At 71.7% G+C, this 24174-nt stretch carries 20 protein-coding genes and 2 riboswitches; of the genes, 8 read left to right on the top strand and 12 right to left on the bottom strand.

Translation table 11 applies throughout. The features are described from left to right. Positions 1-120: 120 nt before the first annotated feature. The gene (locus ACK99Q_RS17245; RefSeq protein ID WP_410187327.1) at positions 121-1260 is read right to left on the bottom strand and encodes an alpha/beta hydrolase-fold protein; all 1140 of its coding nucleotides are present in this window, start codon (positions 1258-1260) and stop codon (positions 121-123) included. Positions 1261-1304: 44 nt separating this feature from the next. Between ACK99Q_RS17245 and ACK99Q_RS17240 the strand changes: the two genes are divergently transcribed. After that, entirely contained in the window at positions 1305-2006 is a 702-nt protein-coding gene (locus ACK99Q_RS17240) for a FadR/GntR family transcriptional regulator (protein ID WP_410187326.1), read from the top strand. On the opposite strand, the gene ACK99Q_RS17235 is transcribed toward ACK99Q_RS17240, so the two are convergent. The 7 genes from ACK99Q_RS17235 to ACK99Q_RS17205 all read right to left on the bottom strand — a co-directional run bounded on the left by ACK99Q_RS17235 (position 1930) and on the right by ACK99Q_RS17205 (position 10929). Continuing rightward, positions 1930-2772 (bottom strand): ABC transporter ATP-binding protein, encoded by an 843-nt coding sequence (locus tag ACK99Q_RS17235; protein WP_410187325.1) that lies wholly within the window; start codon positions 2770-2772, stop codon positions 1930-1932. The genes ACK99Q_RS17240 and ACK99Q_RS17235 overlap by 77 nt on opposite strands. Continuing rightward, positions 2769-3812, bottom strand: coding sequence for a FecCD family ABC transporter permease (locus ACK99Q_RS17230; RefSeq protein ID WP_410187324.1), 1044 nt, complete (start codon positions 3810-3812; stop codon positions 2769-2771). Before ACK99Q_RS17230 ends, ACK99Q_RS17235 begins: the two co-directional genes overlap by 4 nt. Beyond that, positions 3809-4798 (bottom strand): FecCD family ABC transporter permease, encoded by a 990-nt coding sequence (locus tag ACK99Q_RS17225; protein WP_410187323.1) that lies wholly within the window; start codon positions 4796-4798, stop codon positions 3809-3811. The genes ACK99Q_RS17230 and ACK99Q_RS17225 overlap by 4 nt, the downstream gene beginning before the upstream one ends. 8 nt (positions 4799-4806) lie before the next feature. After that, positions 4807-5601, bottom strand: a complete 795-nt coding sequence (locus ACK99Q_RS17220; RefSeq protein WP_410187322.1) for a hypothetical protein — start codon at positions 5599-5601, stop codon at positions 4807-4809. Then, positions 5598-7832 carry a hypothetical protein gene (locus ACK99Q_RS17215; protein WP_410187321.1) on the bottom strand — a complete coding sequence of 745 codons (2235 nt, stop codon included), beginning with the start codon at positions 7830-7832 and terminating at the stop codon, positions 5598-5600. Before ACK99Q_RS17215 ends, ACK99Q_RS17220 begins: the two co-directional genes overlap by 4 nt. Beyond that, entirely contained in the window at positions 7829-8818 is a 990-nt protein-coding gene (locus ACK99Q_RS17210) for an ABC transporter substrate-binding protein (RefSeq protein ID WP_410187320.1), read from the bottom strand. The genes ACK99Q_RS17215 and ACK99Q_RS17210 overlap by 4 nt, the downstream gene beginning before the upstream one ends. 89 nt (positions 8819-8907) lie before the next feature. Next, the gene (locus tag ACK99Q_RS17205) at positions 8908-10929 is read right to left on the bottom strand and encodes an Ig-like domain repeat protein (protein WP_410187319.1); all 2022 of its coding nucleotides are present in this window, start codon (positions 10927-10929) and stop codon (positions 8908-8910) included. Positions 10930-11082: 153 nt separating this feature from the next. On the opposite strand from ACK99Q_RS17205, the gene ACK99Q_RS17200 reads away from it, so the two are divergent. Then, positions 11083-13167 (top strand): hypothetical protein, encoded by a 2085-nt coding sequence (locus tag ACK99Q_RS17200; protein ID WP_410187318.1) that lies wholly within the window; start codon positions 11083-11085, stop codon positions 13165-13167. Here ACK99Q_RS17200 and ACK99Q_RS17195 read toward each other — a convergent pair. Genes ACK99Q_RS17195 through ACK99Q_RS17180 form a run of 4 tightly spaced genes read right to left on the bottom strand, consistent with a single transcriptional unit; the run spans position 13100 to position 17326 of the window. Beyond that, complete coding sequence (locus ACK99Q_RS17195) at positions 13100-14332, bottom strand: MFS transporter (RefSeq protein WP_410187317.1); 1233 nt, start codon at positions 14330-14332, stop codon at positions 13100-13102. The two genes, ACK99Q_RS17200 and ACK99Q_RS17195, sit on opposite strands and share 68 nt — an antisense overlap. A 41-nt stretch (positions 14333-14373) precedes the next feature. Continuing rightward, positions 14374-15474, bottom strand: a complete 1101-nt coding sequence (locus ACK99Q_RS17190) for an ABC transporter substrate-binding protein (RefSeq protein ID WP_410187316.1) — start codon at positions 15472-15474, stop codon at positions 14374-14376. Continuing rightward, the gene (locus ACK99Q_RS17185; RefSeq protein WP_410187315.1) at positions 15471-16271 is read right to left on the bottom strand and encodes an ABC transporter ATP-binding protein; all 801 of its coding nucleotides are present in this window, start codon (positions 16269-16271) and stop codon (positions 15471-15473) included. The genes ACK99Q_RS17190 and ACK99Q_RS17185 overlap by 4 nt, the downstream gene beginning before the upstream one ends. Positions 16272-16306: 35 nt before the next feature. Beyond that, entirely contained in the window at positions 16307-17326 is a 1020-nt protein-coding gene (locus tag ACK99Q_RS17180; RefSeq protein ID WP_410187333.1) for a FecCD family ABC transporter permease, read from the bottom strand. A 95-nt stretch (positions 17327-17421) separates the two neighbouring features. Then, positions 17422-17603: riboswitch (cobalamin riboswitch) on the bottom strand. 101 nt (positions 17604-17704) lie between these two features. Next, positions 17705-17913: riboswitch (cobalamin riboswitch) on the top strand. Between the two features lie 118 nt (positions 17914-18031). Between ACK99Q_RS17180 and ACK99Q_RS17175 the strand changes: the two genes are divergently transcribed. From ACK99Q_RS17175 to ACK99Q_RS17150, 6 genes are all read left to right on the top strand, one after another. After that, entirely contained in the window at positions 18032-20542 is a 2511-nt protein-coding gene (locus ACK99Q_RS17175) for a ribonucleoside-diphosphate reductase subunit alpha (protein ID WP_410187314.1), read from the top strand. Positions 20543-20570: 28 nt separating this feature from the next. Then, positions 20571-21548: a ribonucleotide-diphosphate reductase subunit beta gene (locus tag ACK99Q_RS17170; RefSeq protein ID WP_410187313.1), complete on the top strand. Its 978-nt coding sequence runs from the start codon at positions 20571-20573 to the stop codon at positions 21546-21548. 36 nt (positions 21549-21584) lie between these two features. Continuing rightward, the gene (locus ACK99Q_RS17165; RefSeq protein ID WP_410187312.1) at positions 21585-22016 is read left to right on the top strand and encodes a hypothetical protein; all 432 of its coding nucleotides are present in this window, start codon (positions 21585-21587) and stop codon (positions 22014-22016) included. Positions 22017-22108: 92 nt separating this feature from the next. Continuing rightward, positions 22109-22441: a transposase gene (locus ACK99Q_RS17160; protein ID WP_410187311.1), complete on the top strand. Its 333-nt coding sequence runs from the start codon at positions 22109-22111 to the stop codon at positions 22439-22441. A gap of 98 nt (positions 22442-22539) precedes the next feature. Continuing rightward, positions 22540-22983, top strand: a complete 444-nt coding sequence (locus ACK99Q_RS17155) for a hypothetical protein (protein WP_410187310.1) — start codon at positions 22540-22542, stop codon at positions 22981-22983. Between the two features lie 86 nt (positions 22984-23069). Continuing rightward, complete coding sequence (locus ACK99Q_RS17150) at positions 23070-24158, top strand: LLM class flavin-dependent oxidoreductase (RefSeq protein WP_410187309.1); 1089 nt, start codon at positions 23070-23072, stop codon at positions 24156-24158. Positions 24159-24174: the final 16 nt, after the last annotated feature.

The raw sequence follows: 24174 nt of genomic DNA, 5'->3' as shown, positions 1-24174 counted from the left end.
CGAAGCCCATGATCGTGATGCACGACGTGTTGCCCGACCGCGCCTTCGACTCCGTGATGCGCCGGGCGACCGGCGTCCCGTCCGACTGAAAGGGCCGGATCAGCGGGCCCGCCACCTGGTTCAGGCGTGCGGGGACGACGACAGGGCTCGCGCGACCAGGTCGATCAGGCTCCCTCGCCAGCAGGCGTAGTCGTGACCTCCGTCGAACTCGGACAGCTCGACCCGGGCCCCGGACGCCGCGAGGTCGCCGGCGAGCCGGCGGTGCAGGGGCAGCAGGGTCCACTCCTGGAGCCCGACGTCGAGCAGCACCCGCCCGCCGGAGGCTGCCAGGGCAGGCGCGGGATCGTCCTTCCACAGCGACGCGGACTGCGCCACGGCGACGCCGACGCGGTCGGGGTGCAGCGCGACGGCCCAGAGGGCGGACATCCCGCCCAGGCTCTGTCCGGCCACCACGGTCCGGTCGGGTTCCCGCGAGACGTCCTCGCGGGCGTGCAGCCAGGGGAGCAGGTCGCTGGCGACGAACGCTGTCACTCCCTCGCGGGTGCCGACGTCGGCCCAGCGGTCGGCCACACTTCCCGAGGCGACGAAGACTGCCACGTGGGCAGGCAGGGCGCCTGACTCGTGGGCGAGGTCGAGTGCGCCGTGGAGCCCGTGGTGGTCGAGCCACACCTCGCCATCGAGGAGCACGACGACCGGCAGGTCGCGACCGTCGCCGACACGGTGCACCCACACGTCGCGACCCGCGACCCGGTGCGCCGGCGGCCTCTTGGCGAACGGGTCACCGCGCCACGGCTGAGCAGGGGCGTGGGGGAGGGACACCACCGACATCTCGGTGCCTGCTCGGTTCAAGACGCGGTCGGTGTCACCGGCGTCGGGCAGCCCCCGGTCCAGCAGGGCCCGGAGTCGCACGTGGCCGTCGGGCCGTCGCCACGGAGGCGCTCCCGGTCCTTCGTGGACGAGGAAGGCGTACGACGCCCGCCACGTCGAGGCCATCCGCACGCTCAGCGCCCACGGGCCGACGGCGCCGACGCGCTCCATCTCGGTGGCGCCCGGGTCCGACTCGTCCGTCAGCCGGTTGGCGAACAGCAGCACCGCGGTCGCGGCCGGGGCGTCACGGACGAACGTGACGACGCAGGAGTCGCCGTCGACGTCGATGACCGGCCCGTTCGCGGCGCGCAGCCGGTCCGGGTCGCGCAGGCGCTCGGGCAGCGGGACCCGCGGGACGGGGGAGGGCCGAGGCACCTTGGGAGGCTGGCTCATGATCACTCCCGGCGGTGGTGCGCGAGCCCTAGACTCGACGAACCATGACTTCTCACGCCTCGCGCCCCACCCGCTCGTCCACCGCGCGAGGCACGGACCGGTCGCGCGAGACGCTGCGGATCCTCACCGACAACATCACGTCGGGCCGCTGGCCGCTGAACAGCCGCATCCCCACCGAGTCCGAGCTCATGGCCGAGCTGGGCGTCGGGCGCAGCACCCTGCGCGAGGCCGTGAGCTCGCTGACCGCACTCGGGATGCTCGAGCCGGCCCGCAGCCGGGGAACGTTCGTCCGCTCGCTCAGTCCGGTGAGTGCCGTGCTGTCGGACTTCATCGGGCGGCACGAGAACGACGAGATCCTGCAGGTGCGCCGGCTGCTGGAGGTCGAGTCCACGCGGCTCGCCGCGCTCCTGCGCACCGACGAGCAGCTGGAGCGACTCGAAGCGGCGCACGAGCGCGACCTGAAGGGCGACACCACGCAGGGCGTCGTCCGCGGCGACACCCCGGGAGAGTTCCACGCGATCATCCTCGAGGCCGCCGGCAACTCGCTCATGGCCGACCTCCATGCCGGCCTCATGCGCGGCGTGCGCACGGCGATGGGTCGCGGTGAGATGGTGCCCACGATCACCGAGACGGAGCGGGTGGCCGATCACGGCCGCATCCTCGAGGCCATCAGGGAGCGCGATCCGGCACGGGCGCAGCAGGCGGCCGCGGAGCACGTGGACCACGACCTGACGACCGCGGAATGATCATCGGCGTCCCGGTCTCCGGATCGGGCAGGAGCCGGCACGGGACGTCGAAGACCTCCTCCACGAGCTCCGCCGTGACGACGTCGCCCGGCGCCCCCTGCGCGACGATCCGTCCGGTCGAGAGCACCACGAGGTGGTCGGCGTACCGGAACGCGAGGTTGAGGTCGTGCAGCACGGCCACCACGGTCGAGCCGTCCCGCTGCAGCGACCGGCACAGGTCGAGCACCTCCAGCTGGTGGGAGAGGTCGAGGTACGTCGTCGGCTCGTCCAGCAGCAGCATCGAGGTCTGCTGGGCCAGTGCCATGGCGATCCACACGCGCTGGCGCTGACCGCCGGAGAGCTCGTCGATCGAGCGGTCGCGCAGGTCGGCCACCCCCGCGCGGTCCATGGCCGCGTCCACGGCGCGCTCGTCCTCGCGCGTCCACTGACGCAGCCAGGTCTGGTGCGGGAAGCGACCGCGCCCGACGAGGTCGGCGACACCGAGCCCGCTGGGCGCGACGGGCGTCTGCGGCAGCAGACCCAGGATCCGCGCCACCTCCTTGCTGCCGTACTCCTGGATCGGCCGGCCGTCGAGCAGGACCTCGCCGGAGGTCGGCACGAGCATGCGGGCCAGGGCGCGCAGGAGCGTCGACTTCCCGGACGCGTTCGGACCGACGAGCGCCGTGAAGCGGCCGTCGGGGATCGCCACGTCGAGGTCGGTCAGGACGGACCGGCCGTCGTAGCCGGCGGTGAGTCCGCGGGCCTGCAGGCGGGCGGTGGCGGTCATCGCTTCTCCCTCGTGAGCAGCCAGATCAGGTAGAGGCCCCCGAGGGAGCCCGAGACGACGCCGACCGGCAGCTGGGTCGGCGCGAACAGCCGCTGGGCGACGAGGTCGCTGGCCAGGGTCAGCGCCGCGCCCATGAGTGCGGCCGACGCCAGGCCCGACCCCTGAGTGCGGGTGATCCGCCGCGCGAGCTGGGGCGCCGCCAGTGCGATGAAGGCGATCGGCCCGGCGGTGGCCGTGGCCGCCGCGACCAGCACGACTCCGCACACGACCAGTCCGAGTCGGGAGCGCTCGACACGAACGCCCACACCCCGCGCGGCGTCGTCGCCGAGCGCCAGTACCGGCAGCGTGCGGGCGAGAGCGGCGGTGAACGGTGCGACGAGGGCGACCACGACGGCGAGGCGGCCGACGTCGCGCCAAGTCATCGCGTTGAAGGAGCCGGCCAGCCAGTGCGCGGCGTCCTGGGCGGCCGACAGGTCGGCGCGCACGACGAGGAGTGTGTTGACCGCCTGCAGCACGGCGGCGACGCCGATGCCCACGAGCACCAGGCGCACGCCGGGGACGCCTCCGTGCCGCCCGCCCTGCCACGCGAGGCCCGCGACGACGGCCGCGGTGACGAGGCCACCGACGAGCGCGGCGGGCGCCGTGGCGTCCGGGCCTCCGCCGAGGAGCGTGATCTGCACGAGCGCGCCGGTGGCCGCCCCGACCGTGAAGCCGACGATGTCGGGACTTCCGAGGGGGTTGTCCGAGACCTGCTGGATGATCGCGCCCGAGACTCCCAGCGCGGCGCCGACCAGGAGCGCGGCGATCACGCGTGGGGCGCGCTGCTCGCGCACGAAGAACTCGGCCAGCGGGTTCGTGCCGTCCGCGACGAGCGCTCGCAGCACCTCCGACGGCGTGAGGCCGTAGTCGCCGATCGTCATCGCCAGCACCGCGAGGACGAAGGAGACCCCCGTGGCGGCGACCGCGAACGCCATGACGCGCGACTCCATCCGCCAGGCGACCAGCCGGTTGCGGAGGACGACCCGGACCTGCCCACTCACAGCGCCTCGATCCGCCGGCGTCGCACGACCGCGACGAAGACGGGACCGCCGATGATCGCCGTGACGATGCCGGCCTGGACCTCGGCCGTGCCTCCCAGCACGCGGCCGAGGACGTCGGCGACCAGCAGGAACGCCGCGCCGAGCAGGACGGAGCACGGCAGCACCCACCGCTGGTCGGATCCGCACAGCGCCCGCGCGACGTGCGGCACGCCGAGGCCGACGAAGGCGATCGGGCCGACGGCCGCCGTCGCGGCGGCGCACAGCAGGGCGATCGCGATCACGGTGAGCAGGCGTGTCCGCCGCACGTCGAGACCCAGGGACCGGCTCGTGTCCTCGCCCAGGGCCAAGGCGTTGAGGCGGGGCGCGAGCGCTGCGGCAAGGACGACTCCGACCGCCACGAAGGGCAGGATCGTCGAGGCCGTGCCGAGTGCTCGCCCGTCCAGCGAGCCCGCCGCCCAGAACCGGAACTCGTTGAAGACTTCCTGGTCGGCGAGGATCACGGTCTGCACGATGGCCGAGAGCGCCGCGGTGACGGCCACGCCGGCCAAGGCGATCCGCGCGGGGCTGCCGCCGGTGCTGCCCGTCTCGCCGAGAACGTGCACGGCGCCCACGGCGAGCAGTGCCCCGACCAGGGCCGGCCACAGGGACGCCCCGACGGAGGCGACGCCGGTGACGGCACTGGTGACGACGACGGCGAGGGCGGCGCCGGCGTTGACGCCGAGGATCCCCGGGTCCGCGAGGGGATTGCGGGTCAGTGTCTGCATGAGCGCACCCGCCAGACCGAGGGCGGCCCCGGCCACGAGGCCGACCACGGTGCGAGGCCACCGGAGCTCGTGCACCGTCACGGACGCCTGGGTCCCGTCGGGCTGCCACCACACCTCCCAGACCCGCGCCGGCGACAGCGGATGGGACCCGACGGCGATGCTCAGCACCGCTGCCACCGCGACGGCTGCCGCGGCCAGCGCGAGGGCACGAGGTCGGGTCACGTCGGGGCTCAGGAGCAACGGGCCAGCGCGAGGCGCGTGCCCGCGAACGACACGGCCACGAGGCCCACGAGCCCGAGGGCGCCGACCCACGGGAAGCCCGCGTCGTCCGACGTCGCGGTGGTCTCGGTGGCCGGCGCGGCCACGGGCTCGTCCGTCGCGGCGGGCGTGGGGGCGACCTCGGTGGGCTTCGTCGTGGCCGGGGGCGCCACCTTCACGACCTCGCCGGGCGTCGCGGCCTGGGTGGCGGCGCTCGACGCGGCGGGCGAGCCGGCCGAGCCCTCGTCCTCGCCGGGTGCCGTTCCCGCGGCGCCGCCGGAGTCCGAGCCCTGGTCCGATCCAGCCGCTGCACCCGACGCGGCGACGACGGTGAAGTCCGAACGGCCGCGGGCGGTGTAGCCCTTGACGCCGACCTGCTCGCCGTCGCGCATCACGGGCTCACTGGCGAGGAAGCGCAGCCAGTGGCGACCGGGCTTGAGGGCGGGGACGGCGATCGAGCCCGAGACGCTCCCGGACGAGGAGATCCGCTGCTGGTGGTACACGCACGCGCCGTGCACGGCCGCCTCGTCGCACTGCGTGCCGTCGTCGATCTTGACGTAGACGGTCTCGCCCGCCGGGAAGCCCGTGACGGTGAAGGAAAGCCGGTCCCCGGGCGCGACCTGCGTGGGACCCACCGTGACGGACGTGCCCGGCGTGTCCGGGTCGGCGCCTCCCGGGGGCAGGGCCGTGGCGGGCGCGGCGAGGCCGATCGTGGCGAGGGCGAGGGTGGCCGCTGCGAGCAGGCGGGCCGTGAGGTGGTGCGTCATGGGGTGGTCTTCCTGGGGGTGAGGGATCCGCCTGCGATGCCGAGGGCGAGCGCCGCGCCGGCGGCGAGCAGCCACCAGTCGGCGTCCGTGAGGAGGGAGTCGTCCTGCGGGCCGACGCCGGCGCCCACGACGGGGAGCACGGGGGAGTCGGCGGTCGACGGGGGAGCGGAGCTGGTGGTGCCGACGACGATTCGGTCCCAGCCGGCGAGGCTGCCGTCGGGGCGGACGAGGGCGATCGTGAGATCGCCGTCGCCGAAGGCCGAGACGTCGAGCCGCACCGCGCGGGCGGCATCGAGCTGGAGCCAGCCGACGGCCACCGGCGCCGAGTCGTCGAGGTAGACGAACGGGTGGACCCAGTCGCCCGGCGCGCCGTTCGGCACGGTCACCGTGGCGACTCCGTGGTCGAGCGTCGCCTCGACGCCGCTTCGATCGAGGCCGGTGAGGTCGGACGCGCCCGCTCCCGGGGCGACCGGTGCGGCGGTGGGCGGTCCCGGGACCACGGCGGCCGGGACGGGCGCGGCCGGCGTCGTCGGAGCCGGCCTCGGCGCGGACCGCTCGCGGGTGAACGTTGAGGGTTGTTCCGGCTGTGGAGTGAGGGGCGCGGCGGCTGCCGTCGTTCCCCACCACGTCCAGCCCAGCAGGTCGCCGAACGCCTCCTGGTCGCCGGACTGCGCCACGAGCTTGACCCGCTCGGCCGGCAGGACCGCGGCACGGACGCTGATCCGGCCCGAGGTGTCCGTGCGGAACCAGGTGCCACCCCAGGGGTACTCGGGGGATCCGTCGGCGCGGTAGGTGCTGAGGGCGACGTACGTGCCCGCCCGGGCGCCCGCCACCGTCACGACGAGCCGGCCACCCGAGCGCACGGCCGTGAGTCCGCGGCGGGCGCCGGCGGTGAGGTCCTCGGTGTACTCGACGGGCTCGGGCAGCGTGGTCGGGCGGTAGGTGCCGACGACGAAGGTGTCGGTCTGCACGGTCCGCACCGTGTCGCCGGGCTTCAGGGAGCCGCTGAGCAGACGCAGCGTGTGCGCCCCTTCGCCGAACGCGGGCACCGAGCCCCCGGTGCCGGCGGTCGTCCCGTCGGGGAGCCTGATCTTCGCGTCGAGCTCGCCCGTGGCGGGGTCGGCCTCGACGACGGCCCAGATCGTGCGGTTCTGGTGCACCGTCGTGTCCGTGCGGCTGTAGGCGCCCTCGTCGATCTTCACGCCGACGGTGGACCCGCCGCGTCCCGCCTCGGGGTGGCACCAGCCCGCTCCGGTCAGGTGCAGCGTGCCGCCGAGACCGTCGGCGACGACCTCGGCCCGGGCCGAGGTCACGGGCGACGAGGGCACGCAGGTGACCTCCTCTCCCGGACCGCCCGGACCCTCGTGCGGGACGCCACCCACCACGAGCAGGCCCGACGTGCCCGTGCGCTGGACGTCGGCCGGGTCGAACCGTCCGCTCAGCACGGTCGCCGACAGGTACTGCCCGGCGGTGAGACCATCCGGTGCGTCCAGGGTGGCCGAGAAGGTGCCGTCCGCGTCAGCGGTGATGAGCGCCCAGATCGTGTCGTCGCCTGCCGCGGACGGATGGTCGACGATGTCGTCGCCGCTGCGGGTGTACTGCGCCGTGGCGCTGCGGTTGAGCTTGACGGCGATCGTGGAGCCGCGTCCGTCGCGGGTGCGCCAGTCTCGGCCCGCGATGCGCAGGGCACGTCCGCCGCCGGCCTCCACACGGCTCTCGACCCACGCGGTCGCCTCGCCGGCGCGGATCGTCTCGTGCGCCCATGAGGGAGCCTCCGGCTCCGCGGGCTCCACCTCCACGTCGACGTCGACCAGCACCGTCCTCGGAGTGTCGCCCTCGAGCATCGAGCCGGTGAGGATGCGCACCCCGTGGCGGCCGGGCTCCCACGTGCCGGTGCCGTTCTGCGTGGTCGGGAAGGGGAGGTCGACCGACCAGTCGCCGGCGGCGTCGGCCCGGACGACCGCCCACACGGTCTTGTTCCCGATGACCGCGTCGGTCACGGGATGGCGGACCTCGCCCTTCGTGCTGATCGCGCCCTCGTCGAGCTTGAACGCCAGCACCGAGCCCGCGGTGCCGTCGGCCGTGGTCCAACCGGTGCCCGACAGGGTGATGCTCTCGCCGGCGCGGATCGACCCGGGCCCGTCGACCGGCGGACTTGCCGCCTGGGCCGGAGCCGACAGGAGGAGCCACGGCAGGGTCAGCACGGTGGACAGCAGCAGGCGCACGATCATGGCAGCAGCTCACTCTCGATGTCGTCGATGATGCGGTTCATCAGGCGCGGACCCCCGGTGGACGTCCAGGCCGACCCGTCGACGGGGATCACGCGACCCGCCCGCTCGGCCTCGAGGCGGTCGAATCCGGGAGTGCGTCGCGCGGTGGCGAGGGCGGTGAGGGCGGCGTCAGCGTCGGCCTCGCCGCCGGCCTCGGGATTGTCCACGCTCGCTCCGCCGAGCGTGCCGAAGAACAGGTAGTCGGCGTCGATCTGGTCGAGGTTCTCCAGCGACACGGGCTCTGAGTGCCCGCGGCCGTCGCGGTCCTGGGAGGGGGGACGTCGCAGTCCCAGATCGGTCAGGGCGCGACCGGCGGGCAGCTCCTTGAGGATGAGCGAGGGCGCGCCGCCCTGCCAGCGCACGATCGAGAAGGTGGCGTCGGAGTGGTCTGGCGCGAGGCGCGTGCGCAGGTCCGTCACGCGGTCGTCGTAGGCGGCCAGCACCTCGGCGCCGCGGTCGGCGAGTCCGAGCGCATCAGCCGTGATCTCGAAGTTCGTGCGCCAGTCGCCGCCGGCGTAGCCGGTGTACACGGTCGGGGCGATGCGGCGCAGGGCCTCCAGGGCGTCGGCGTTGTTGTTGATGCTGGTGCCATCGACGAGGATGAGGTCCGGCTCGGCCCGGCCGATCGCCTCGTAGTTCGGCTGCGCGATCCCGCCGAGCACCGGCACGCCCTCGAGCTCGTCGGCGAGGTAGGCCGGCACCGTTCCCTGGCCGCGTCCGGTGACGGCGCCCACCGGGGTGACGCCGAGCGTCACGAGGGCGTCCAGTGTCGGCTCGCTCAGGGCGACGACGCGCTCGGGTCGTTCCGGCACCTCGACCGGCTGGTCGTCGATGTCGGTCACCGTGCGGACGGGTCCCGCGGCGCGCCCGTCGCCGCTGGCCGAGCAGGCCGCCGCGAGGCCGAGCAGAGCGACGAACAGCAGGAGCGCGATCGGGCGCAGGGACATGACAGGTGACTCCTTGGGGATGGGCTGAGCTCGGTCTGGGGATGCGGTGGGGTCCCGCCCGCAGGCGGGACCCCACCGTCAGGACGTGCTCACTTCTTGACGACGACCTTCACCGTCTTCGCGGAGGCGGAGTAGTTGCCGTTGCCGCTGTAGCGGACCGTGACGCGCCATGTGCCCTTCGACAGCCGAGGCAGGGCGACCGTGCGCTTGCCCTTCACGAGGGTGGCGTTGACGCGCTTGGTCTTCTTTCCCTGCTTCAGCACCACGCGGACCGTGCCGGTGGCGGCCGGTGCGCCGCTGGCGCGACGAACGCTGACCGCGAGCTTGCCCTTGGCCTTCGTGGTGGGACGCTTCGTGGCCTTGGCGGCGACGGAGGTCGACGCCTTGCCGACGGTGTGCTTCGCCGTGGCGGTGGCCGCGTCGAGGTCACCGTTGCCGGCGTAGCGGAACGTCAGCGTGTGCGTGGCCCGGGCCAGCGAGGCCGGGAGGGCGAACGTGGCCTGGCCCCGCTTGAGACGGACGGTCTGGGCCGCACCCGCGCCGGTCAGGGTCACGTTTCCGGTGGCCGAGCGGCCGTCCTCGTCGGTCACGGTCACGGTGGTCCGGGCGGCCTTGCCGAAGACCGAGGAGCTGTTCGCGACCTCGAGCTCGGCGGTGCCGTTGCCGGACGGGTCGACGCCCGGCTCGAACACCTTGATGACCTGCGCCTGCTGGGCGGAGGAGCCGCCGAAGCTGAAGTGCCCGACCCAGACCTCGTGGGTCACCGGGTCGACGTGGACGTCGTTGGGGCGCGTGTTGGCGCCGGTGGGGACGTCGAGCAGCTTCTCGAAGGTCTTCGTGCTGTAGGCGGTGACCTTCTGCTCGCCGAGGTTGGCGGTGTAGAAGACGCCGCGCGCGGGATCGGCGGCCACGGAGTTGACCGACGGGCTGTCCACGGTGCCCAGGACGGCGCCGTAGTTCGCCTTGGACGTGTCGCCCTCGACGACGGTGACCTTGCCCTGGTCGTAGGACGCGACGTAGATGCGCTTGTCCTCGGGGCTGTAGTGCGGTCGCGCGTTGGTCGGCACGACGGCGTCGAGCTCGGTCACCTTGGAGGCGTTGAGGGTCTTGTCCTGCGGGGCGCTCGTGTCCAGGCCCGCGGCGTCGATGCGGAACAGCTTGGTCTGGTCCGAGGCGAGGGTCTGGGAGATCATGCCGACGTAGACGTGGTTGTTGGCCTCGTCGACGTCCAGGCCGATCACGCCGCCATCCTTGGCGCTGCCGTCGGTCGGCGCGGGGATCGCGATCCGGGCCTCGACCTTCTTGGTCGGCAGGTCGATGACCGTGACGTAGCCGCGGCGAGCGTTCGGATCGGCGCTGCGGCCGGTGCCCATGTTGCCGATGAACGCCTTGTGGGTGCGGGTGTTCACCACGACACGGCGCGAGCCGTCGGAGACGGGCTCGGTGTCGTCGAACTGCCAGATGCGATCGGCGTCGGTCGGCGCGCCCTGGGAGGCGCGGAAGACGACGATGCCACCGCCGTAGCCCTTGCTCGTGCCGTCGGGCTGCAGACCCTGCTGGCGCACGTGCGTGGTGATGATCGTGGGATCGGTCGTGCCGTCGTACTCGGTGAGCGGATCGATCGCGAAGCCGTTGGGGGAGAAGTGCGTCCGCAGGCTCGACTGCGACAGGACCGTGTCGGCCAGGCCGGCCCAGCTGTGCGCCTCGCTCTCCTTCTTCCCGCTGAGACGGGTCAGGTTCGTGTAGTCGTACGTGTCGCTGACCTTGCGCGTGGCGGCATCGACGGCCACGACCCTGGCCGAGCCGCCGGTCGAGGTGTACGTCCAGTTCCAGCCGATCTCGGCGCCGGAGGAGTCGTACACGGGGGTCTTCGCGCGGCGGTCGGTGCGGGCCTGCGCGTCCGTGAGGTACAGCGTGCGGTTCACCGGGTCGAAACCGGCCTGGTAGGCCTGGCTGACGCCGGTGGCGACGGAGTCGATGCGGTACGACCACTGGTCGTCGGCCGCGCTCGCGCTGGGTGTCAGCGCCAGGGGCGCGGCGACGAGGGCGAGTCCGGTGAGGGCCGTGGCGGCCCGCCGTGCTCGCGGTGTCGTCGGGGTCAGGACGTTCATCGGGGTGCCTTCCGAGGGGGATGAGTTAATCAGACGAAGCAGAGGCTAGCCTAAGTATGACCGAGGAGAGCGACGGGGTCGCAAAAGATCAGATGATGGATAGGGTACCCTCAGCAAATCGCCCCCCCACGAATGTCCCTCGAGGTACTCATGATGAAGAAGACGGCCCGCGTCGCGGCGCTCCTGTCCACCGGTCTGGCCCTGGTCGGAGCCCTGATGGTCCCCGCTGCCGCCGTGCCTCGGCCCGTGCCGGTCACGCACTCCAGTGGCGCGACCGTCACGCTCGACGACGACCACGTCCATCCCGGCGGGACGATCACGCTGACCGGATCGGGGTTCGTGACCGACGCCGGGTCGGAGTCGGCGCCCGGCGATGCCCTGCTGGCGGTCAAGCTCAACGGCACGTCGTACGAGAGCGGCGACTTCCCGTGGGAGGCCGGCGGACCCTCGGTCGTCGACCCCGACACGGTGCCCGTCTCGGGCGGCTCGGACGGGTACGCCGTCTTCCGCGTGGTGAACGGGTCGTTCAGCGGCACGGTCACCGTGCCCGCCGACTGGGACCCCGCGGCCCAGCCGTCGTGGTTCCTCACCTTCCTGGGCGGCAGCCTCAGCACGGTCGAGGGCGGCAGGCGACTCAAGCCGATCAGCCTCGACGTGCCGGTGAGCCTGCTGCGCCAGGACCAGCCGCTCGCGAAGGTCGTCTCGACCGCTCATCAGCAGGACAGCGAGCTCCCGGCCCAGCGCGCGGTGGACGTGGCGCTGCGCAACTACCAGCGCGCGGACGGGCTCGGCGGACAGCGCGTGGCCTTCATGGTCGATGGCGCCGGCGGTGTCCTGGCCTGCGTGCAGACCGACGGGGAGGGCGACGCGGACGCGACGGTGCCGCTGCCCGCCACGGCGCTCGCCGGCGGAGACCACGTGCTCAACGTCCTGGCGGGCTCGTCCTGCGGTGACGGCCCCCAGCCGCCCGCCCGCTCGACCGCCGTGACCTTCGCGGTCACGAAGGCCACGCTCACCAGCACGACCCACACCGCCGGTGGCGCGGCGAGGGTCGAGCTCGCGGGATACGTCCGCAACGGCGGCGGAGGCGGCCAGCGGGTCGAGCTCGGACTGTCCTCGGGCGGTGGCACGACGTGCGTGCAGACCGACGCCCAGGGCAACGGGACCGCCACGGTGCCGATCCCGGCCGGCACCGCCCCGGGTGCGCACTCCCTGCAGGTCCGGTCCGGCACGGCCTGCGGAACGGGACAGGAGCTCCCGGCGCGGGCATCGACCCTCCCGCTGTCCGTGTCCGACACGTTCACCGCACCGGCCACCGTCGCCGAGGGCCAGGACATCGTCATCTCCGGCACGGGCTGGAAGACCGAGGACGGCAGCCAGGGCTCGGGCGTCTCCGTCCTGGTCAACGCTCCGACGGGCGCCCCGCCCACCAACGGCGCGGCCGTGTCGACCACACGGGACGTGGTCAGCGGGATCACGGGTCAGGTGATCGCCGACAAGCGACTCCACGCGCAGGTGAAGGCGGACGCCAGCGGCGACTGGACCGCCCGGTTCCCGTTCCCGACGCCGCAGAACTCCTCGCTGGTCGAGGCCTGGAAGCCCGGCGACGTGCACCGCATCCGCGTCCTCACCGGATCATCCGTCGCGGGGGACACGATCCGCTCGCTGTACGCGGACTTCACCGTGGTCGCCGCGGCGCCGAGCCTCGCGGTCACGAGGGCCGCTTCGGTCCGGGGCACCACCCGCGTCGGGCAGCGCGTCACGGCGGTCGCGCCGACGTTCCGTGGCACACCGCAGTCGATGACCCGCCAGTGGCTGCGCAACGACGCGGCCATCCCGCGAGCGACCGGAGCCTCCTACGTGCTGACTGCCGCTGATCGTGGCAAGCGGATCAGTGTGCGCTTCGTGGCGACGGCCGGAGCCGCCCGCGTGCAGTCGGTCTCGGCGACGCGCGCGGTCTCGGCCGGTGTGATCAGCGTGAAGCGCAAGCCCACCATCGCGGGGAAGGTCAAGGCGGGAGCCAGGGTGAAGGCGAACACCGGCCGCTGGGGCACGACCGGAGTGAAGGTCCGCTACCGCTGGATGCGCGGCAGCAAGGCCATCCCCGGCGCGACGAAGGCGAGCTACCGGCTCACCAAGGCCGACCGCGGCAAGTCCATCCGGGTCCGCGTCACGATCTCGAAGCCGGGCTACACGACGCGGAACCTCCTGACGAAGGCCCGCAAGGTGCCGAAGTAGTCGCGACCGCGGAGGCGCCCGTCGCCGCTCGGAAGTGGCGGCTGGTCGGGACGCACGCGGCCCCGAGAGGTCCGAGGACGCACACGAGCGTCGTCGCGACGAGCACCGGCGTGACGCCGAACTGGTCGATCGCCGGTGCCGTCGCGGCCAGCCCGACGGGTGCCAGGCCGTAGGACAGGAGGAAGTCCAGGGACGACACGCGTGCGAGCCGGTCCGGCGGGATCTCGCGCTGGATCGCGGTGAACCACGGCACGTTGAACATCTCGATGCCGAACCCGACCACGACGTAGGCAGCGACGATGCCGACCGGTGGCAGACCTGCGGCCAGGGAGGCCGGTGCCAGTGCGTAGGCGCCCAGCCCGGCCAGTGCGCACCAGCCGGCGGAGCGAGGACGCCACCTCGCGATCACGGAGGCTCCCACGAGGGCGCCGGCGGTGTAGGCGGTGCTCGCGGCCGCGAGCAGGGTGGTCGAGCCGCTGACCAGCGGCAGGGCGACGGCCGTGATGGAGTAGCCCGTCGTGATGACGGCCGCGAGGGCCGCCAGTCCGACCACGAGCCAGGGGTGTCGTCGCGCCTCTCGAAGCCCCTCGACGAAGTCGGCGGCGAAGCCGCGAGGCGATCCGCTCGAACCGGTTCCGGGGGAGCGGTCCCTGGTGGCGGACGAGGGCCACGGGGGCAGGAGCGCCGATACCGTCCACAGCGCCACGAGGGCTCCGAGGACCGGTTGAGGGCCCAGCGCCGCGGAGGCCAGGCCCGCCACCGCCGGACCGGCGAGCACGCTCGTGCGCACGGAGACGGAGATCGCCGCGTTCGCCGCCTGGCGATCGTGCTCCGGAACGGCCCGGGGGACGAGGCTCTGGAACGCCGGTCGGCACGCTCCCTGGCCCGCGCCGGCGAGGAGCAGGGCGACGGGCACCAGAGGACCCGCGAGGTCGGTGGCGGCCAGCGGGGCGGAGCCGATGGCCGCCACCCCGCTGGACCACGCGACGACGATCCGGGGGCGGTGCCGGTCGGCGAGCACCCCGGCCACCGGCAGCACGGTCAGGAATCCGATCGTGCGTGCCGCGAGCGCCACGCCCAGCTGCGTGCCGGTGAGCGCGCCCTCGACGACGGCCAGACCCAGGACGCACGGCAGGGCCCACGTCGCCAGGCCCGAAGCCGTCATCGCCACCCACAGGCGGGCGAAGCCGGACGGTCGGGCCGGTGTCAGCGCGCCCACTCGTTGCCGGGCAGCGTCTCGGTCAGGCTCGTGATGTCGAGGTCCGAGGCGATGTCCGTGTCCGGCAGGAGGTCCCAGTGCTCGGCGGCCTGCCGGATCCACTCGGCCGCGTCGATGTTGAGCGGGCTGGAGACCCACATCGAGTAGGGCAGGTTCACGAAGCGCTTCTCCTTCACGGCGGTGAGGTTGCGTGACGCGGGGTTGGCCTGGAGCTCCTTGACCTTCTGCTCGTACGACTGGCCCGGGTACTCGACGAAGAAGATGACGTCGGGGTCGGACGCGGCGAGGCGCTCCCAGGCGACCTCGGTCCAGGTGTCCTCGACGTCCTCGGCGGCGTTGCGCAGACCGGCCGTGTCGAAGATCGCCTGCGGGCCGCCGAACTTGCCGGAGGTGAAGATCGCGTCGCCGGTCGAGTCGACGAGGAACGCCGTCGGCTTCTCCTTCGCGCCCGGCGCGGACTCGAGGGCCGCGCGTCGCTCCTTGATGTCGGCCACCACCGCGTCCGCCGTCTCGCGGTGGCCGGTGAGCTCGCCGATGTTGGCGAGGTCGGTCTCCAGCGCCGTCCAGGGGTCCATGGTGCCGCGCGCACCGTCCTCCTGCTGGCAGGTCTCGCTCAGCAGGTAGGTCGCGATGTCCCGCTGGTGCAGCATCTCCGGCATGAGGTTGCGCGACTCGCTGAAGCCGTAGCCGTAGCCCGCGAACATCAGCTCGGGGTTGACCGCGAGGACGTTCTCCAGGGTGGGGAAGTCGTCGCCGACCTCCTTCAGCTCGTCGACGCGATCGTCGGGGTAGGCCAGCTTCAGCAGCGGCGTCTCGTAGTCCATGCCGGTGACGGCGACGATCTGGTCGCGTGCGCCCGCGGCGAGCGCGATGGAGATGATGCCGCCGTCGTAGGCGTACATGGTCTCGACCGGCTGGTCGACCGTCATCTCCTCGCCACAGTTCTCGACCGTGATGGCGCCGGTGCCGGCGGCGGTGCTGTCCTGGTCGCTGGAACCGCAGGCGCCGAGCAGCGAGGCACCGAGGCCCAGTGCTGCGAGAGCGGTCAGCGGACGGCGGCATCCCCGCAGGGTGGGGTGAGGGGTCATGGGCGGTGGACTTCCTTTCGGGAGTGGACGAGGAGATGGGACTGGCCCAGCTCGGGGTGCGGCACCTGGAGGGAGCCGACGTCGAAGTGACGGTGGACGAGGTCGGAGGTGAGGACCTCGGCCGGGCAACCCGCCGCGACGACGGTCGCGGGGCCGTGATCATCGCCGTCGGGCCAGCCGACGATCAGCAGCTGGTCGAACGTGCGCAGCGCGAGGTCGAGGTCGTGCATCGTGGCGACGAGCGTGCGGGCCCGCGCCGAGACGGCCTCCATGAGCCGCAGCTGCCAGGCCACGTCGAGGTGGTTGGTGGGCTCGTCGAGCAGCATCGTCGGACACCGCTGCGCCAGCCCACGGGCGAGGATCACCCGGCGGCGCTGGCCGCCCGAGAGCCGGTCGCACGGTGCGTCGACGTGATCGGCCATGCCCACCGCGGCGAGGGAGTCGAGCACGATCGATCGCTCGTCGGCGCCGCCACGTGACCACGGACGGGTCATGGGCACTCGCCCGAGGGCGACCATCTCACCGACGAGCAGATCGGCCGAGATGACCTCCTCCTGCGGGACGAACGCGACGCGACGAGCTCGTTCGCGAGAGCGCATCGCGTAGACGTCGTCCAGTGCTCCGCTCGGACCTGCAAGCAGGACCGATCCGGTGCTGGGCGCCAGGACGCCGGCCATGACGCGCAGCAGGGTCGACTTGCCGGCACCGTTCACGCCCAGGACGCCGACCCGCGAGCCGTGGGCGATGTCGACGTCGACGTCGCGCAGGATCTCGCGGCCGCCCAGCCGGGCGCTCACGCCGCGGAGGCGAAGGGCCGGCGTGGAGCCGCTGGTCATCGCTCGGATCCGTAGCGGTACGAGCTGCGTCCCATCAGCAGCAGGAACAGCGGGGCCCCGACGACGCCGGTCACCACGCCGAGCGGTATCTCCTGGGGTCGGACCGCGAGCCGGGCCACGAGATCGACCCACAGCAGGAACAGGCCGCCCCCGACCGCCGCAACCGGCAGCACCACCCGATGTCGTGCACCGACGACCAGGCGGGCGGCGTGGGGCACGATGAGGCCGACGAATCCGATGCCTCCGCTGACCGCCACCAGCACGCCGACCAGAACGGCCAGGGCGACGAACAGGGCGACGCGCATCGCTGCGACGTTGAGGCCGAGCGCGGCGGCGGTCTCGGGACCGAGAGCGAGAGCGTCGAGCCACCGGTGCAGGGCCAGCAGAACGAGACCGACGACTGCGACGACGAGCGCTGGCACCCAGAGCTTCGCCCACGTGGCCCCGCCTACGCTGCCGAGCATCCAGAACATCACGGAGTCCGCCGCCCGGGGATCGTCGCTGACGAAGACCAGGAAGGACGCGATCGACGACAGGCCCGATGACAGCACCACGCCCGACAGGACGAGTCGCAGCGGCGTCAGCCCTCCCTGCGCCGTGGCGACCAGCCACACGAGCAGCGAGGCCCCGAAGGCGCCGAGGAGTGCACCACCGGAGACGGCGTAGATGCCCAGGCCGGTCAATGCTCCGGTGGTGAGCGCCGCGGTGGCGCCGACGGCGGCACCTGAGCTGATCCCGAGCAGGTAGGGATCGGCCAGTGAGTTCCTGACGAGTGTCTGCATCGCCGCTCCGGCCACCGCCAGTCCGGCGCCGACGATCAACGCCATGAGTGCGCGCGGCATCCGCAGCTCCCACACGATGACGTCCCAGCGTCCGGGCGGGCGACCTTCGAACCGATCGGTGATCGCGGAGACGACCTCACCGATCGGAATGCGCTCGGAGCCGAAGGCCAGCGAGCTCACTGCGGTCGTCACGGACAGGCTGGCCAGGACGCACAGCACGGGCCAGGCCGGCAGCCTTCGCCGGACCGGCGCGTCGCAGGACGGCACGACGGACGTAGGGGACTCCACCACAGGGGCCTCTCGGGTCGTCGACCCTGTGCGCGAGGGTCGTCGGACAACAAGGAGCCGACAGGTTTTCGGACTCGGGGTCAGCGGGCGACACCGTCTTCCCAGGATCGCTCCCAGTGACGTGGTGGTGCCGTCCTCGCCCTTCACCGCTGCGCGCCAGTCCCGGATTCACACCGGAGTTCCCTGGCATCCAGAGGATGCGTTCGACTCGGCGGCAACGTACCACGACCTCGGCGGTGCTCCGCCGGACCCGATTCGTGCCGCGATTCCACGCTTGCGGGACAGCCACTACATCTAGTGGGTTACATCCGTGTGATTTCCGTATATGGTGATCACGCAGCTGGTTCGGCTCCCTCGCGAGAGGGAGTCGTCGTAAGAGGGAATCCGGTGTGAGACCGGAACTGCCCCGCAGCGGTGAGTGGGAACGAACGGTGTCATGAAGCACTGGGCCTCCGGGCCCGGGAAGCGACATCCAGTAGGAGCGAGCAGGACGCCCACGAGTCCGAAGACCTGCCAGTGCCTTGGTGACCCGATGTCGCCGAGGGTCCGCGACCTCGTGGGAAGGTCCAGGGCTGACCGGTCGCGTGACCGGTGAACCCTCGTCCCCGTGTTCGTGGGGTGCACTTGCACTCGTTCACGAGGGGTGAGCAGATGTCCTCCACCATCCACGTCGTCAAGCGCGACGGTTCCCGAGTCCCGTACGACGGCTACGAGATCGCGCAGTCCATCGAGGAGGCCGCAGCCGGCCTGCCCGACCCGGTCACGCATGCCACGCAGCTGCGGGCCGAGCTCGAGATCACGCTGTTCGACGGGATCACCAGCGAGCAGCTCGACGAGGCCGTCATCGGCGTCGCGCTGCAGAACGTCAAGGACGATCCGGCGTTCGACACGATCGCGGCGCGCCTGCTGGTCAAGAGCCTGTACAAGAAGATCTTCGGCGAGGGCGTCACGCGCGACGAGGTCATCGCCCTGTGCGGCCCGGCTTTCGTGGCCTCGATGATCCGTGGTGTCGAGCTGGGTCTGCTCGACACCCGCATCCCCGAGCTCTTCGACCTGGAGCGGCTCGGCTCGGCACTCGATCCCGATCGCGACGACCTGCTGCGGTACATCGGCGCGCAGACGATGCGCACCCGCTACATGATCACCGAGCCGGACGGCACGCCGCTGGAGACGCCGCAGTTCTTCTGGATGCGGGTGGCCATGGGGCTGTCGCTGAACGAGGCCGATCCGACGTCGGCAGCGCTCGAGTTCTACGACTCGATGTCGCGGCTGGAGTACCTGGCCGCGGGCTCGACGCTGGTGAACGCCGGCACGTCGTACGCGCAGCTCTCGAACTGCTTCGTCATGCAGATGGAGGACGACATCGAGCACATCGCGACCAGCGTGCGCGACGTGATGTGGCTGACGAAGGGCACGGGCGGCATCGGCCTGTCCGTGAGCAAGCTGCGCTCCGAGGGCTCGCCGATCCGCTCCAACAACACCACCAGCACCGGCCCGATCCCGTTCATGCACACGATCGACTCGACCCTGCGTGCCATCAGCCGCGGTGGCAAGAAGTTCGGCGCGCTGTGCTTCTACATGGAGAACTGGCACCTCGACTTCGCCCAGTTCCTCGACCTGCGACAGAACTCCGGCGATCCCTACCGCCGGACCCGCACGGCCAACACGGCGGTGTGGATCAGCGACGAGTTCATGAAGCGCGTCGAGAACGGCGAGCCCTGGTACCTGTTCGATCCGCTGGAGGTCCCGGACCTGGTCGAGCTGACCGGTCAGGCGTTCAGCCGCCGCTACGCCGAGTACGTCGCGATGGCCGAGCGTGGCGAGCTCCGCCACAAGAGGATGGGCGCGCGTGAGCAGTACCGGGCGATCCTGCTCTCGCTGCAGTCGACGAGCCACCCATGGCTGACGTGGAAGGACACGATCAACACCCGTGCCCTCAACGACAACACCGGCACGATCCACCTGTCGAACCTGTGCACCGAGATCACGCTGCCGCAGGACCGCGACAACATCGCCGTCTGCAACCTGGCCTCGATCAACCTGTCGCGCCACGTCACGGGCCGTCACGGCGACGCGAAGATCGAATGGGACCGCCTCGCAGCGTCGGTGCGTCGCGCCGTGCGTCAGCTCGACAACCTCATCGACATCACGATCAGCTCGGTGCCACAGTCGGAGCGCTCCAACGAACTGAACCGTGCGCTGGGCCTGGGGGTCATGGGGTTCACCGACATCGTCGAGCGCTTCGGCTTGTCGTACGCGTCCGAGCAGTCGTACGAGCTGATCGACCGGCTGCTGGAGTTCGTCAGCTGGCACGCGATCGATGCCTCGGCCGACCTGGCTCGCGAGCGGGGCGTCTACCCGAACTTCGACGGCTCGGGCTGGAGCCGAGGCCTCGTCCCGATCGACACGCTCGACGCGCTCGAGGCCGACCGGGGCGTCCCCGTCGACGTCGACCGCACGACCCGGCTGGACTGGGACGCCCTGCGCGGCAAGGTGCAGGTGGGCATGCGGAACTCGACGCTGATGGCGATCGCGCCGACCGCGTCGATCGGTCTCGTGGCCGGCACGACGCCTGGTCTGGATCCGCAGTTCAGCCAGATCTTCAGCCGGGCCACGAGCGCGGGCAAGTTCCTCGAGGTCAACCGCAACCTCGTCGAGGACCTGCGCGAGCGGGGACTGTGGGAGCGGGTGCGCGAGGACCTGCTGCGGCACCAGGGAGACCTGTCGAAGGTCGAGGGCATCCCGGCCGACCTGGTCGAGATCTACCAGACCAGCTTCCAGCTCACGCCGCACGCATTCGTCGAGGTGGCGGCCCGGGCCCAGAAGTGGATCGACCAGGCGATCAGCCGCAACATCTACCTCGCCGACCGGTCGGTCGACGGCATGGTCGACCTCTACGCGGCGGCCTGGCGCAAGGGGGTCAAGACCACCTACTACCTGCACATGATGCCGCGACACACCGCGGAGCAGAGCACCGTGAAGGTCAACAAGGCGGAGGCCTCCGCGCCGTCCGGTGGCGGGGGAGCAGCGCGCCGCGGGTTCGGTGCCGCCCGTACCGCCACCCCCGTCGTGCCCGAGGTGGTCCAGGAGCTCGAGGTGGTCGACGGTGCCGCGTGCCCCATCGACCCGCAGGAGCGCCTCAATTGCGAGTCCTGCCAGTAGGCGTCCCGACCACCGAAAGGAAAGACCCATGAGCATTCTCGGCTCCGGCATCCAGGAGGGACTCCTCCTCAAGCCCGTCACCTACCAGTGGGCGATGGACCTGTACGACCAGGCCGTCGCGAACACCTGGTTCCCCAACGAGGTCCAGCTGGGGGAGGACCTGGCCGACTTCGAGCGGATGAGCGACGACGAGCGGCACGCCCTCACGCACCTCATGTCGTACTTCAATCCCAACGAGCTCCTCGTCAACAAGGCGCTCGCGTTCGGGGTCTACCCGTACGTCAACGCTGCCGAGTGTCACCTCTACCTCGCGAAGCAGATGTGGGAGGAGGCCAACCACTGCATGAGCTTCGAGTACGTCCTCGAGACGTTCCCGATCGACCGCGAGGCGGCCTACGAGTCGCACGTCACGATCCCCTCGATGGCGCGCAAGGAGGAGTTCGAGGTCGGCTACATCACCCGGATGACCGAGCAGACCCTCGACATCTCCACCACCGAGGGCAAGCAGGACTTCGTCCGGAACCTCATCGCCTACAACGTGATCCTCGAGGGCATCTGGTTCTACTCGGGATTCATGGTGGCGCTGAGCTTCCGCCAGCGGAACCTGCTGCGCAACTTCGGGTCGCTGATCGACTGGATCGTGCGGGACGAGAGCCTGCACCTGAAGTTCGGCATCAACCTCGTGCTGACGGTGCTCGACGAGAACCCCGACGTGGCGACGCCCGAGTTCGCCGAGGAGATCCGCCAGATGATCCTCGACGCGGTCGAGATGGAGGAGGACTACAACCGCGACCTGCTGCCGAACGGCATCCTCGGGCTCAACGCCGACTACATCAACCAGTACGTGCGGTACCTCGCGGACCGCCGGCTCGAGGAGCTGGGCTTCGAGGCGCACTACCGCGTCGCGAACCCCGCCAAGTGGATGGCGACGGCCAACGACACGCTCCAGCTGGTCAACTTCTTCGAGTCGATCAACACCTCCTACGAGGTCAACGCGAAGGCCTGACGCAGGCAGTCACCCGCAGGTGGGGAGAGGAACCGCATGAGCTGTGTGTCGTTCTGGACCGAGAGCCAGAGGGCGCGGCTGCGCGCCGCCGCGCTCGACCCGCGACCGGTGTCGCGGTTCCTCTCCCCGGCCGCGACGGAGTCCAAGGTCAGGAGGCTGCGCCTCATGGCCCTGAGCCCCAACGCGGGCATCCGCACGAGTGCGGCGTCGGGGGTCCACCTCCCGGCCGATGTCCTCACCGTGCTCGCGCGCGACGGCGACGTCGGTGTTCGGGTCGCCGTGGCCCGCAATCCCGCCTGCCCGGCCGAAGCGCTTCGGTCGCTGGCTGCCGACGACCAGGAGCGCGTCCGGGGCTGGGTGGCCGCACATCCCTTCGTGCCGGGCGACGTCCTCCGCGACCTGGACAGGGATTCCAGCGAGCTCGTGCGCGCAGTGGTGGACTGGGCACGCGATTGGCACTGCCGCTGACCGGCGGAGGTGCTGGTGCCCGATCGCGTCGCCTCCCGTGGGGAGCAGTGAAGGTCGATAGGGTGTGGCCAGGGCGAGGCGCGAGGAGAGGCATGGCCTTCGAGAAGAAGTACACCGACGAGGTGCGGGACGCGGCGGTCCGTCGCGTCATCGACCGTCGGCAGGCCGAGCCCGGCAATCGCTCCATCCTGCGGGAGGTCGCCGAGGAGTTCGAGGTCGGCGAGCAGTCGCTGCGCATCTGGGTCAAGCGGCTCGACGACGGCATGTTCGCCGCCGGCGAGGGAGCGCGGCTGCGCCAGGCTCCCAAGGAGCAGCTGCTCGCTCGCATCGCCGAGCTGGAGGCACAGCTCGCGACGGCCCGTGAGGAGATCGAGGTCCTCAAGCGCGCCTCCGCGATCTTCGCGGCGGAGCTCGCCAAGAGGTAATCCGCTCGCGCGTCAACCGCTGTCCAGATGTCGGGACGTGGCGCTCGAGGCCACCACCTCGGAGCAGACTTCGAGGGACGAGACCTCAGGAGCACTCCATGTCCGGATACGACTACGCCAGCGCCATCACCGGCTGCACGACCGACGTGCGCGGCCGGTTCACGCTGAACGGGTCGTCGTTCCAGATGCTGGCCGACGGCTCGGTCGCCACGGGTGGTCCCGGTCGAGCGCCGGGGCCCCTCGACTTCCTGGTGTCGGCGCTCGTCACGAACATGCTCAACGTGCTGCGCGGCGCGGGTGACCCCGACCTCGACGAGGTCGAGACGCGGGCCGTGCACGTGCGCGCCCGGGTCTCGCGGTACCTCCCCGACCGCCTCAAGGCGGGCCAGCTGCTGATCGACGTCGTGATCGACGAGCTTGACGCGATCGACACCGAGGTGCTGCTCGAGCAGTACCGCGACGGCTGCCTCGTGCTGCCGGCGGTCGAGACCGTGCTGGACGTGCGCATCCGCGCCGTGGCGGCCGACGAGCTCGCGGCCTGAGGCGTTCCTGTCGGTGATACCCCCGTCGTAGCAGACGGGCTCTCATCGTAGAATCTCTGATAGAACTTCTACGACAGGATGCCTCTGTGTACACCTCGATCCACTTCAGCCCGCAGAGCCGCGACGCGGACGACGACTGGGGCATCATCCACCGCATCGTCGAGCAGGCGAAGCGTGCGGAGCAGGCAGGCTGTGCGTCGATCGGGCTGACCGAGCACCACCTGGCAGGGTTCAACACCTACGTCGACCCGTTCCTGCTGGGGGCGCACCTGGCGGCGGTGCTCGAGCAGGCGTACGTGTCCGTCACGGTCGCGCAGGTCGCCCTCGAGCATCCGCTCAAGCTCGTCGAGAGGATCAACCTCCTCGACGTGCTGGCCCGGGGTCGCAGCATGGTGGCGCTCGCGCCAGGCTCGGCCTCGCCGGTCGAGCTGCAGGCGTTCGGCGCGGACGCCTTCGACCGCAACGTCGTCACGGCCGAGCGCATCGACGCGGTGATGCGCGCCTGGGAGTGGGACGGGGAGGAGCCCGTCGACCTCGGGACGAGCGTCGACCGCAGTGTCGTGCAGGCCCGCATCAACCCCGCGTCGTACCGCTACCCGCGACCGCTCGTGGGTCGCGCGACCCGCACGCCCGAGACCATCGCGCGCCTCGGCCGCGAGGGCACGCCGGCGATCTTCGGCCAGTGGCTGACGCAGGACGGCGACGCGCGCGACCAGCTCGCCATCTACACCCATGCCCTGCTCGGGGCGGGGCACGACCAGGAGACCGTCGACGAGTGCCTGCGGTGGCTCGGGTTCGGGCTCACGATCGTCGTGGCCCCGACCCAGGCGCAGGCCGAGCGGAACTGGCGCGAGTACGTCGAGGTCGGGGGAGAGGGACCGCAGCCGGGACGACTCGGCGGTGCGGCGGCGTGGGAGAAGGAGTGGACGCACCGCGAGGTCGCCCGCGCCTCGGGCTCGCTCGTCGGCGACCCGGCCCGCATCGTGGAGGAGATCCTGCGCATGAAGGACGCCGGGTCGCACGCCCTGCGCCTCATCCCCGCCGTCGTCGCCGGTCGTGCCGAGGACCGGGAGGAGACCTTCTCGCTGATCTTCGACGAGATCCTGCCCCACATCGGCACGCAGCAGCTTCCCGCCCCGTCCCGCGTCCGCGGCCGGCTCGCCGCCACCGTCTAGGCACGAGCCCGTCCGC

Source organism: Aeromicrobium sp. MLTX1 (assembly GCF_046452335.1).
In the GTDB taxonomy this organism is placed as follows: Bacteria; Actinomycetota; Actinomycetes; order Propionibacteriales; family Nocardioidaceae; genus Aeromicrobium.
Note: the sequence above shows the minus strand (reverse complement) of the source record. Positions and strands in the feature narration are given on the sequence as shown.

Excerpts from the sequence above, each read along its gene's own strand:
- ACK99Q_RS17245 (WP_410187327.1), bottom strand. The coding sequence starts at position 1,260 with ATGAGCCAGCCTCCCAAGGTGCCTCGGCCCTCCCCCGTCCCGCGGGTC.
- ACK99Q_RS17240 (WP_410187326.1), top strand. The coding sequence starts at position 1,305 with ATGACTTCTCACGCCTCGCGCCCCACCCGCTCGTCCACCGCGCGAGGC.
- ACK99Q_RS17235 (WP_410187325.1), bottom strand. The coding sequence starts at position 2,772 with ATGACCGCCACCGCCCGCCTGCAGGCCCGCGGACTCACCGCCGGCTAC.
- ACK99Q_RS17220 (WP_410187322.1), bottom strand. The coding sequence starts at position 5,601 with ATGACGCACCACCTCACGGCCCGCCTGCTCGCAGCGGCCACCCTCGCC.
- ACK99Q_RS17215 (WP_410187321.1), bottom strand. The coding sequence starts at position 7,832 with ATGATCGTGCGCCTGCTGCTGTCCACCGTGCTGACCCTGCCGTGGCTC.
- ACK99Q_RS17210 (WP_410187320.1), bottom strand. The coding sequence starts at position 8,818 with ATGTCCCTGCGCCCGATCGCGCTCCTGCTGTTCGTCGCTCTGCTCGGC.
- ACK99Q_RS17205 (WP_410187319.1), bottom strand. The coding sequence starts at position 10,929 with ATGAACGTCCTGACCCCGACGACACCGCGAGCACGGCGGGCCGCCACG.
- ACK99Q_RS17200 (WP_410187318.1), top strand. The coding sequence starts at position 11,083 with ATGAAGAAGACGGCCCGCGTCGCGGCGCTCCTGTCCACCGGTCTGGCC.
- ACK99Q_RS17195 (WP_410187317.1), bottom strand. The coding sequence starts at position 14,332 with ATGACGGCTTCGGGCCTGGCGACGTGGGCCCTGCCGTGCGTCCTGGGT.
- ACK99Q_RS17190 (WP_410187316.1), bottom strand. The coding sequence starts at position 15,474 with ATGACCCCTCACCCCACCCTGCGGGGATGCCGCCGTCCGCTGACCGCT.
- ACK99Q_RS17175 (WP_410187314.1), top strand. The coding sequence starts at position 18,032 with ATGTCCTCCACCATCCACGTCGTCAAGCGCGACGGTTCCCGAGTCCCG.
- ACK99Q_RS17170 (WP_410187313.1), top strand. The coding sequence starts at position 20,571 with ATGAGCATTCTCGGCTCCGGCATCCAGGAGGGACTCCTCCTCAAGCCC.
- ACK99Q_RS17165 (WP_410187312.1), top strand. The coding sequence starts at position 21,585 with ATGAGCTGTGTGTCGTTCTGGACCGAGAGCCAGAGGGCGCGGCTGCGC.
- ACK99Q_RS17160 (WP_410187311.1), top strand. The coding sequence starts at position 22,109 with ATGGCCTTCGAGAAGAAGTACACCGACGAGGTGCGGGACGCGGCGGTC.
- ACK99Q_RS17155 (WP_410187310.1), top strand. The coding sequence starts at position 22,540 with ATGTCCGGATACGACTACGCCAGCGCCATCACCGGCTGCACGACCGAC.